The sequence below is a fragment of the Pseudomonas sp. FG98 genome (assembly GCF_057808595.1).
The window spans coordinates 1-8,898 of sequence record NZ_JBMDIJ010000142.1; the positions used below are offsets into that span (position 1 = coordinate 1).

Below are 8,898 nucleotides of genomic sequence, written 5' to 3' on the forward strand. Positions count from 1 at the left end.
GGTGGCGGCGCTGCTGATCAGCAGCGCCAGGGAGGTCAGGCGAAACATGCAAAGGCTTCCTGTCAGGATTCGATAGGCGCGCGCCGTTCGGGCGCGGCGATGTCAGATCACGGCAAGGAAAGCGGGGGAGGCACGGGGATTGAGTCGCGGCCATTGCTCCCTGGGCAGGGGCAACAGATGGCTGTGGCCGAGCAGCAGGGTCTCGGGCCAGTAGCGCGGGAACAGGTGCTTGAAATACTCCCCCGGCAGCGCGGCGTGGCCGGCATGGCCGCAGCAGCAATCGCCGCTTTGCACCTTGCCGGCGGACTGCTCGCCAAGGTCGGGGAACTGGGCCTTGAGTTCGGCCAAAAGAGACTTGGGCAGGCTTTGCACGCCGTGCAGGGTACAGAAGCTGCCGAGAATCAACGACTCGGTGTCGGGGCTGGCAGGGCGCAGGGCACGGTCGAGCGGCATGGCCAGCAGATTGAACAGCACTGCGAAGCATGCGAGCAGGAGGATGTGGGTGCGCCAGCGTGAAAGCATGGAAGTGCTCGGTCGGAGAGGTGGGCATTCAGCCGGATTCTTCGTTGATTTTCAAGGCCCGGCCACGGCAAGGACCAAGACGGGCACCTCGTAGCCGTGATGCGACTTGCAGATCTTGCGCTTGCCCATTCCTGCAGGCTTATTGCCCGAAAGGCGGGGGTTAACCTTCCTTCACTTGAATCCACCCATAACCCCGGTAGATTGGAAACCTCGCCCCCCGAGGATGCCGATCTTGAAACTCCCGCCACTGCTGCGTGCGCCCATCGCCGACCATGACCATTCGCCCCAGGCCCGGCAGGGGCGTTTCCACAACCTGACCCCGCGCCCGGCCAACTCGCCGGAGCCGGATGCCAAGGTGCTGTGGAACCTGCTGTTCAACAAACCGCGCTTCACCGTGCCGCGAGTGGCCTTGCCGGTGCAGGCGCTGAGCCGCGCAGCGCTGGACGCGGCCGCCGATGGCAGCCTGTTCCGCCTCGGCCACTCCACCGTGCTGTTCAAGCTCCAAGGCGGCTGGTGGCTGACCGACCCGGTGTTTTCCAAGCGTGCTTCGCCCTTCAGCTTCGCCGGGCCCAAGCGTTTTCACGAACCGCCGATCAGTCTGGCCGAGCTGCCGCCGATCCGTGGGGTGATCCTCTCCCACGACCACTACGACCACCTCGACCGTGCCACCATCAAGGTCCTGGCGCCCAAGGTCGAGCTGTTCGTCACCCCGCTGGGCGTGGGCGACCGCTTGCTGGCCTGGGGCGTGCCGGCGGACAAAGTCCGTCAGTTCGACTGGTGGCAAGGCATCGACGCTGGCGGCCTGCGCCTGACCGCCACCCCGGCCCAGCATTTTTCCGGGCGCGGCCTGCGCGACGGCAACCGCACCCTGTGGTGTTCCTGGGTGATCGAGGCGCCGGACATGAAGATCTTCTTCAGTGGCGACACCGGCTATTTCGACGGCTTCGCCGAGATCGGCCGACGCTTCGGGCCGTTCGACCTGACCCTGATGGAAACCGGTGCCTGGAACGAACACTGGCCCTATGTGCACATGCATCCGCAGCAAACCGTGCAGGCCCACCTGGACCTCGGCGGGCGCTGGCTGCTGCCGATCCACAACGGCACCTTCGACCTGGCCATGCACGCCTGGTACGAGCCGTTCGAAACCGTGCTGGCGCATGCCGCCGAGCAGGGCGTGCGGGTCACCACCCCGGGCATGGGCGAGCGTTTCGACCTGCATGCGCCACATCCGGGCAAGCGCTGGTGGCGCGAAGCAGTGAGTGAGGAGCAGCGCGTCGAGGCCGAGGCCGGGCCGCGTCGTTGCTGCCTGCACCAGGGGCGCTGATCCCCGGCGGAAAGACTTTCCGCTGCAACGTGCAATAGAATGCGCCCCGGGCGAGTGCAGCCTGCCTCGCCCGGTACTGGACGCCCCTGCCCACGTGCAGGGGCGTCACGCTTTCTGCTGAACTGAAAATAGGCCAGACATGCCAAGCGTTTCTCCAGAAATACAAGCCAGGGAATGGCACACCATGGTCGCGCAGTTTCCCCCGGCGCTGACCCAAGCCTTGAAGCACCTGGTCGAGACCCACAAGGCCAGCCTTGCCGCGCGCTTCTACGAACAGATGCTGGCGGACCCCAACGCCTCGCTGATCCTCTCCCACGAAGAAGTCAAAAGCCGCCTCGGCAGTTCGATGCAGGCCTGGCTGGTCAAGGTCTATTCGGCCAGCGCCGGGGACGATTTCCTGCCCCTGGTGGCCCTGCAGAAGCAGGTGGGCGAGGTGCATGCGCGGATCGATGTGCCGTTGCACCTAGTGCTCAGCGGCGCGCGCTGCCTGAAGAAGCAACTGTTCCAGTTGATCGTCGAGCAGGGCTGGGACGCCGAGGCCCATGCGCAGATCCTGCGCCTGTCCAGCGAAACCATGGACCTGGCCATGGAAATCATGAGCCACGCCTACAGCCGCTCCCACGACCGCAACTCGCGCAACGAAGAAGGCTACCGGTTGTTCTCGGTGCTGCAGAACATCACCACCGAGCGCGAGCGCCAACGTGGTGCCTTGCTCGATTGGGAAAACGGCCTGATGTTCGACCTGGCCATGGGCTCCAGCGGGGTCAACCTGCCGCGCCTGGCCGCCTCGGAATTCGGCCTGTGGTTCCGCCACAAGGGCGCCTATGCCTTCCAGAACACCAAGGAAAGCGAGCAGATCCTCGCGGTCATCCGCCATATGGACGATGAGCTGCTGCCGCAATTCCTCGCCGCCAAGGGCGACGAAGCCGCACGCATGAGCCTGCTGCGGGAAATCCGCGACCAGAGCAAAAGCCTGATGTTCAACCTCGACAGCCTGTTCACCAGCGCCAACGAGCTGGAAAGCGGGCGTGACGTGCTGACCCGCATGCTCAACCGCAAGTTCCTGCCGGTGGTGATCGGCAACGAGATCAACATCGCCCAGAAAACCGGGCAGAGCTTCTCGGTGCTGGCGGTGGACATCGACCATTTCAAGTCGATCAACGACAACTTCGGCCATGATGCCGGCGACCTGATCCTCCAGCAGACCGCGGAAATCCTCAGCAGCCACAGCCGCGCCGGGGACTACGTGTTCCGCATGGGCGGCGAGGAGTTCCTGATGATCCTGGTCGACATCAACAACACCAATGCACTGAAGGTCGCGGAAAAGCTGCGGCGCAAGATCGGCGAGGAAAGATTCAACCTCACCGAGGGCCGCAAGCACCGGGTCAGCGTCAGCATCGGCGTGGCCACCTACAGCGGCCATCCGGACTACCAGCACCTGCTGCGCCAGGCCGACCAGGCGATGTACCAGGCCAAGCAGGGCGGGCGGGATCGGGTGGTGTCCTACGAGACCGTGGCCGGCTGATCAGAAGAAACTGCGCTGGGCCTTGAAGGTGATCATGCTGTCGCAATAGGCGTTGATCCCCGCATAGGCCGCGCAGCCATCGCCGCTCAGGTCCGAGCTGCTGTAGATCAGGTCGAGGTCCAGGCCCAGCCAGGGCCGCGACAGCTGTAACGACCAGTCGCTGAAGCGCTCTACCTGGCTGCCGTCGCCGATGGTGAAAGGCGTGCCCAATTGATGGTGGGCGAGCTTGAGGGTGATTCCGGCGTCCAGCAGCGGCAGTTGACCGAGGTCGGCGAACAGGGTGCCGGTGCGGTTGTCGGGGTTGTTGCGCAGGGCACCGCCGAAGCGGCTGCCGAGGATCGACAGGCCGCCATACAGGGCGTAGCTGTCGTTGCCGGCAACGTTCGGCTGGCTGTAGTGGATCAACCCGACCTCGTAGCCAAGGCTGTCGTTGAAGCGCTGCTGGGTGCCCAGGTAGCTGTCCAGGCGCAGGGTGGAGTTTTCCGTAAGGCCCATGCTCGGCGCGTACTGGCCGAAGTACCAGCCGTTGGCGTGGCTGATATCCAGGCCGCCATGAAAGGCGCCCATGGGGCTGGGAGAGATCAGCCCCTGGGCCATGCTGCGGCTGCTGGACGTGCCCAGGCGAAAGTCGAAATCACCCAGTTGGCGCTGGATCTGCTGGGCCTGCGCGGTCTGGCTGAGGGCCGTGACGGCCAGCAGCAGGAGGAGCGGTCTGGTCATGGTCGCTGCCCTGGAAAGCTTGCACTAGAGCGCCAGAGCTTACCCCGGTCGGCTGACGGTTTAAACCATGTTGGCCTTGCAATGCCGTCCGCCCATAGAACAGCAGCGCCATCCCCCAGCTCGCCAGCCAGACCACGATCCCTGCCCAGAAGGTGTGCGACATGTAGTGCCAGCCCTGCAGCACGCGGGTGGTGCCGTAGAGCGTACCGATGACCAGGATCGCCACCAGCAGCTTGCGTGCGTGGGGCCAGCGGTGGCGCAGGGCGACGAAGTACAGCGCCAGCAGGGTGAAGCCGCTGGAGGCGTGACCACCCGGCCAGCAGCGACCGGGACCGGCCTTGTCGAACAGGCTGAAGTTGCCGAACCACTCCAGGTGCGGCTGCGTGCCGCCATACAGGGTGGTTTCCACCGGGCAGTACACGCCGGTGTGACTCTTCAGGTAATGGATGAGCGTGGTGCTCAGGGCAAAGGCTGCCACCACGAACAACAGGTCGCGCCGGTACCGCGCGGTGAAGCGCAGCAGCGGGGCGATGCGAGCGTTGTCCAGCAGGCTGACCGCCCATGGGCGCTTGGCCGCCAGCGGCCAGAGAAACGACAGCAGAGAGCCGATGATCGCCAGTTCGCCGGTCCAGTCCGGCAGGATCCGTGGCCACTTGTGGGTGAGCTTTTCGAACAGTTGGCTGTGCTGCAGGACGAACTGGCGGGTGGCCGGGTCATACAGCAAGTCGCTGATCATGCGGTCCAGGCGGGTCAGGTCGAAGAGCAGGAAGACGGCCGCGGCCAGCAGTAACGGCACGCCCAGGTTGACCAGGTAGAAATCCTTTCGTGAAGTCCCCGACATCCTCAATTCCCCGCGCTGGCGACGATGTTGCGCCATTCGCTGGCATTCACCTGGCCGAGGATCCGCGCCTTGCCTTCGCTGTTCATCGACACGAACAGGGCGCTGGCGTAGTCACTTGAGCGTTCGCCACCGGGGACCTTGAGCTGCCGCTCGACCTGGTCGATGCAACCGCTATGGGTGACCAGTATCAGGTTCACCCCGGGATGCTTGTTGTGCATGGCCGTGCGGCCGAAGTCGTGGTCGCACTCGCCGATCCAGTCGCGGCTGGCGACGTCCTTGCCGAAGATGAAGTGCGCGGTCTGCCGGGTCCGGTATTTCGGGCTGGTCAGCACCTCGCTGTTGTCCAGGCCCAGGCGCTGCAGGCCATTGCCGACGTCGATGGCAGCCTGGCTGCCTTCGATGGTGATGCCGGACGGATCACCGAGGCAGGGGTTGTCGGAGCGATCGCAGCGTTCGGCATGGCGGATCAGCACGATCACCTTGCCCTTGGCCCAGTCGGCATAAACCCCGCTGTCGAGCATCTGCTGCTCGTTACCCAGGCTCATGACATAGGTCCTCGTGGAAAGCCACGTGGCGAGCGCGGCCAGAAGCAGAAGGGCGCAAAGGCCCGGGATCAGGAGTTTTTTCGCGAGTGAACGACGTCGCTTGGGACGGGAAGGGATCGCGGTAGTTTCGAATACGCCTTGCAGCATGAGTGTCGCTCCGACAAGCACAACGGGAATGCCGGCAATCTAGGCGTGGGGCTGTTCGGGGCGAGTGAAGGAGATGTCAAAAAAGAGTTGTAACCAGAATTTTCTGTTCTGGCCTGGATCCTGCGGCTGGCCGAATTCCTGTGGGAGTCGGCGTTGCCGACGATGAGGTCTTGAAGTCAGAACAGGTCAGAGCACCTGCAACATCCCCTCGACCTGCTGGCGCTCCCACTGGCTCATGAACTCCACCGGGTTGGTGCCATAGGGGTGGCCGGCATCGAAGATGTAGGCGGCGCCTTCCGGGCTGTAGCAGCGGTCGCAATGCCCGAGGGCATCGCCGTCGTTGTAGAGGGTGAAGACCCAGCCATCCACTTCCACGGTCAGCAGTCCATTGCGGACATCGCTCCAGCCCTGCTCGCCGATCCGCCGCATCGGGCGGATGCCCTGGGCGATGTCGCGAAGAATCTGGTAGGCCTCACGGGGTGTCAGTGCTTGGGTGTTCAAGATCGGGGGATACCTGGCGGAATTCGCCGCTGAGGGTACCGCAGCGGCCAGTGGAATTCATCCGCTGGCCGTGGGAATCAGCCGAAAGGCTAACTATTTGAAATCCCATTGCATTTGCGTGGCGATACTGACCCCGCTGGAGGATCGGACACAGACGTCGAGGTAATCGGTGAAGCGCGGCGGCAGGGCGATGCCTTCTTCGAGCAGGCGGCTGTTGTCGAACAGGTAGTTTAGGTCGGCGAAGCCGCTGTACAGGCGCAGGGCGCGCAGGACCAGGCGCGGGTTGGCCGGGCCGATCCGGGCTTCGAAGCTGCCGGCCAGCTCCTTCAGGTCGTCCACGCCGATCTTGCGATAGCGCGCGCCCACGGGCGCTGCGCCATTGGCCGAGGCGAACGCGGCATCGATCTCGGCAAAGGTGCAGGCGGCGTGATGCCCGGCGGAGATGTGGTAGAGGTTGTGGCGCAAACCGGGTTTCAGGGCCAGGCCGATCAGGGCTTCGGCGCAGTAGTCCACCGGGATCACATCGATCTGCTCGTCGAGCCCGCAGGTGAAGCTCTCCAGGGCGAAGCCCATGCGGAACACCCAGAAGATGCTGCCCGAGGCCTGGCAACCCAGGGTGCGATGGCCGACCACGATCGACGGTCGCGCCACTACCAGCGGCAGGCCCGGCAGGTCCTGGCTCATGCGCCGTTCGATTTCCGCCTTGGAGGCGGTGTAGTCCACCAGTTGCTCCTCGCCGTCGGGGAAGCTCCACGACTCGCTGATCGGCGATTCCAGTTGCGGTCCGCAGCACATGGCGGTGCCGACGTGGAGGAAGCGCTTGAGGCGCTTGGAGCGGCTCATTACTTCGGCGAAGGCGAAGGTGCCTTCGACATTGACCGGCCAGATGGTCGGGTTCTTCGAGAACGAGGCCACGGCGGCGCAGTTGATCACTCGCTCGATCTGCATCAGGCGCGGGGTTTCCCTGGGCAGCCAGGTGGTGTCGAGAAAGTCGCCGCAGATGATCTGCTCGGCGTGCAGGGCCTGGCTGGCGCACTCGCCGACGCCGTGCTGGCGCAGGTTGTCGCGCAAGCGCTGAAGGCCTTGTTCGCGGCTCTCGGCACGCACCAGGAATGCCAGGTTGTCGCCATGGCCTTCGGCAAGCAATTGCGCGGTCACCGCACCGCCGAGAAAACCGGTGGCGCCGGTCAGCAGAATGCGTTGTTCAATAGCGGTAGGAGCGGCTTGCATAGTCACAGGTGTCCTGCAAAGAGTGGGTTACCCATGTTTCAAGGCCTCGTGCCGGAACTTCTGGATTAACCTGGGTTGTCGATGACAGCGAACTTTCGGGCGGCACAGGGCAGGCCGCCGTGCTCTTCTTCGAGCGCGGAGGATGGGCTGCATGCCTTGTGAAACCTGCCTTGCACGCTAACGGCAAGGGGGCGTCATGATCTCCGGCGAACCCGGGCCTGGCAATTAAACAGAAGGGTGGTTTTGGTGAAATAAACTTAATCAGGCATTTAGAAAGTTGCCTGGGGAGGAATTATTAAATAAATCTCATGTTGTTGTTCTGGCACGGCTATTGTTCAGTCGGTTCAATCAAGCCAACTAATTAGCCTGCTTGCGAATATGAACCCGAATATAGCGTCGTTCAAATGACAACAAGAGACTCCAGATGAAATGTGCTGCTTGCCTGTTGCTGATGCTGCTGACCGTCGCCGGTGGTGCTTGCGCTACCGATCTGCGAGCGTTCGAACTGCCGAACCAAGCGGGAACCCTGCACTACTACAGCTCGCGTCAGGCGCGTGATGCTGGCGTGACTTCGGTGCTGCTGGTGATGCATGGCCACCCCCGCGATGCCGATCGCAGTTTCGCCGCCGGCGTGCAGGCGGCCCGGGCAGCGGGGCGCTTGCAGGACACCCTGGTGGTGGCGCCGCTGTATCAGGTCGAGGATGCGCGGCATTGCAGCTCCCCCGGCGTGCCGACGGCGGAGGCGGGCGACGCATTGTGGACCTGTGCCAGCTGGCTGGCGGGCGAGCCGTCACTGGGGGCGCATCCGATCAGCGCCTTCGCTGCGCTGGATGCGCTGGTCGTGGAGTTGGTCGGGCGCTATCCCAATGTGCGCAGCGTGACCCTGGCCGGATTTTCCGCCGGGGCGCAGATGTTGCAGCACAGCATCGGTTTCGCCGCCGAACCGCCGGCGGGGATCGAAGTGCGTTATGTGATCGCCGATCCGGGGAGCTGGCTGTATTTCGATCCGGTGCGGCCGCTGGCGCAGGGGGATGGCTTCGTCACGGCGATGCCGGATGACGAATGCCCGGGGTACAACCGCTGGAAGTACGGCACCGATGCGCTGCCGGCGTGGCTGCCGGGGAATGCGGCGCAGGCCCGGGCACGTTATGCGGCGGCGCAGGTGGACTACCTGGAAGGGGCGCAGGACAGCAACGCGGGGAGGGACGCGTTCTATCCGATCCTCGACAAGTCCTGTGCCGCCATGCTGCAAGGGCCATTCAGGTTGCAGCGGGGCTTGGGGTATGTGGCTTACGAGCGGGAGGTGCTCAAGCTGCAAAGGCGATTGGTGGTGGTGCCGGGATGCGGGCATCGGGTGGAGTGTGTGTTGCCTTCGGTGCAGGCGCGCTCCGTGTTGTTCCCGGGTCGGTATTGATTTGTTGTTGCTGATGGCCTCATCGCTGCATAGGTATCTACACATCTCTGTCAGGTGCACTGCCGACCTTGTGGGGCTGTTAGCCGCGATCGGCGGCGAAGCCGTCGTAAAACCTGAGTCCCAAGTCTT

9 protein-coding genes are annotated in these 8,898 nt (G+C 64.0%); 3 read left to right on the forward strand and 6 right to left on the reverse strand.

Going from position 1 to position 8,898, the window contains the following annotated elements; all coding sequences use genetic code 11:
• Nucleotides 1-102: 102 nt before the first annotated feature.
• A complete protein-coding gene (locus ACODSK_RS31650) occupies nt 103-522 on the reverse strand; it encodes a DUF2946 family protein (protein WP_489021955.1) in 420 nt (139 codons plus the stop codon).
• Between the two features lie 223 nt (nt 523-745).
• Between ACODSK_RS31650 and ACODSK_RS31655 the strand changes: the two genes are divergently transcribed.
• Both ACODSK_RS31655 and ACODSK_RS31660 read left to right on the forward strand, forming a co-directional pair.
• A complete protein-coding gene (locus ACODSK_RS31655) occupies nt 746-1,846 on the forward strand; it encodes an MBL fold metallo-hydrolase (protein WP_489021956.1) in 1,101 nt (366 codons plus the stop codon).
• Nucleotides 1,847-1,985: 139 nt separating this feature from the next.
• Entirely contained in the window at nt 1,986-3,371 is a 1,386-nt protein-coding gene (locus ACODSK_RS31660) for a diguanylate cyclase (RefSeq protein ID WP_489021958.1), read from the forward strand.
• On the opposite strand, the gene ACODSK_RS31665 is transcribed toward ACODSK_RS31660, so the two are convergent.
• From ACODSK_RS31665 to cprA, 5 genes are all read right to left on the reverse strand, one after another.
• Nucleotides 3,372-4,091, reverse strand: coding sequence for a TorF family putative porin (locus ACODSK_RS31665; protein WP_489021960.1), 720 nt, complete (start codon nt 4,089-4,091; stop codon nt 3,372-3,374). It lies immediately after the preceding gene.
• Complete coding sequence (locus ACODSK_RS31670; RefSeq protein WP_489021962.1) at nt 4,006-4,932, reverse strand: phosphatase PAP2 family protein; 927 nt, start codon at nt 4,930-4,932, stop codon at nt 4,006-4,008. Before ACODSK_RS31670 ends, ACODSK_RS31665 begins: the two co-directional genes overlap by 86 nt.
• Nucleotides 4,933-4,934: 2 nt before the next feature.
• On the reverse strand, nt 4,935-5,624 hold the full coding sequence (gene pmrG, locus ACODSK_RS31675; protein WP_489021964.1) for a lipopolysaccharide core heptose(II)-phosphate phosphatase PmrG: 690 nt from the start codon (nt 5,622-5,624) through the stop codon (nt 4,935-4,937).
• A gap of 186 nt (nt 5,625-5,810) precedes the next feature.
• Entirely contained in the window at nt 5,811-6,125 is a 315-nt protein-coding gene (locus ACODSK_RS31680; protein WP_489021965.1) for a DUF7693 family protein, read from the reverse strand.
• Between the two features lie 93 nt (nt 6,126-6,218).
• Nucleotides 6,219-7,355, reverse strand: coding sequence for a cationic peptide resistance protein CprA (gene cprA / locus ACODSK_RS31685; RefSeq protein WP_489021967.1), 1,137 nt, complete (start codon nt 7,353-7,355; stop codon nt 6,219-6,221).
• Between the two features lie 424 nt (nt 7,356-7,779).
• On the opposite strand from cprA, the gene ACODSK_RS31690 reads away from it, so the two are divergent.
• On the forward strand, nt 7,780-8,769 hold the full coding sequence (locus tag ACODSK_RS31690; protein ID WP_489021969.1) for an alpha/beta hydrolase: 990 nt from the start codon (nt 7,780-7,782) through the stop codon (nt 8,767-8,769).
• The last annotated feature ends 129 nt before the right edge of the window (nt 8,770-8,898 follow it).

What these genes read in the sequence shown, in the direction of transcription:
- ACODSK_RS31650 (WP_489021955.1), bottom strand. Translation starts at nt 522, where the DNA reads ATGCTTTCACGCTGGCGCACCCACATCCTCCTGCTCGCATGCTTCGCA.
- ACODSK_RS31665 (WP_489021960.1), bottom strand. Translation starts at nt 4,091, where the DNA reads ATGACCAGACCGCTCCTCCTGCTGCTGGCCGTCACGGCCCTCAGCCAG.
- ACODSK_RS31655 (WP_489021956.1), top strand. Translation starts at nt 746, where the DNA reads ATGCCGATCTTGAAACTCCCGCCACTGCTGCGTGCGCCCATCGCCGAC.
- ACODSK_RS31690 (WP_489021969.1), top strand. Translation starts at nt 7,780, where the DNA reads ATGAAATGTGCTGCTTGCCTGTTGCTGATGCTGCTGACCGTCGCCGGT.
- ACODSK_RS31660 (WP_489021958.1), top strand. Translation starts at nt 1,986, where the DNA reads ATGCCAAGCGTTTCTCCAGAAATACAAGCCAGGGAATGGCACACCATG.
- pmrG (WP_489021964.1), bottom strand. Translation starts at nt 5,624, where the DNA reads ATGCTGCAAGGCGTATTCGAAACTACCGCGATCCCTTCCCGTCCCAAG.
- ACODSK_RS31670 (WP_489021962.1), bottom strand. Translation starts at nt 4,932, where the DNA reads ATGTCGGGGACTTCACGAAAGGATTTCTACCTGGTCAACCTGGGCGTG.
- cprA (WP_489021967.1), bottom strand. Translation starts at nt 7,355, where the DNA reads ATGCAAGCCGCTCCTACCGCTATTGAACAACGCATTCTGCTGACCGGC.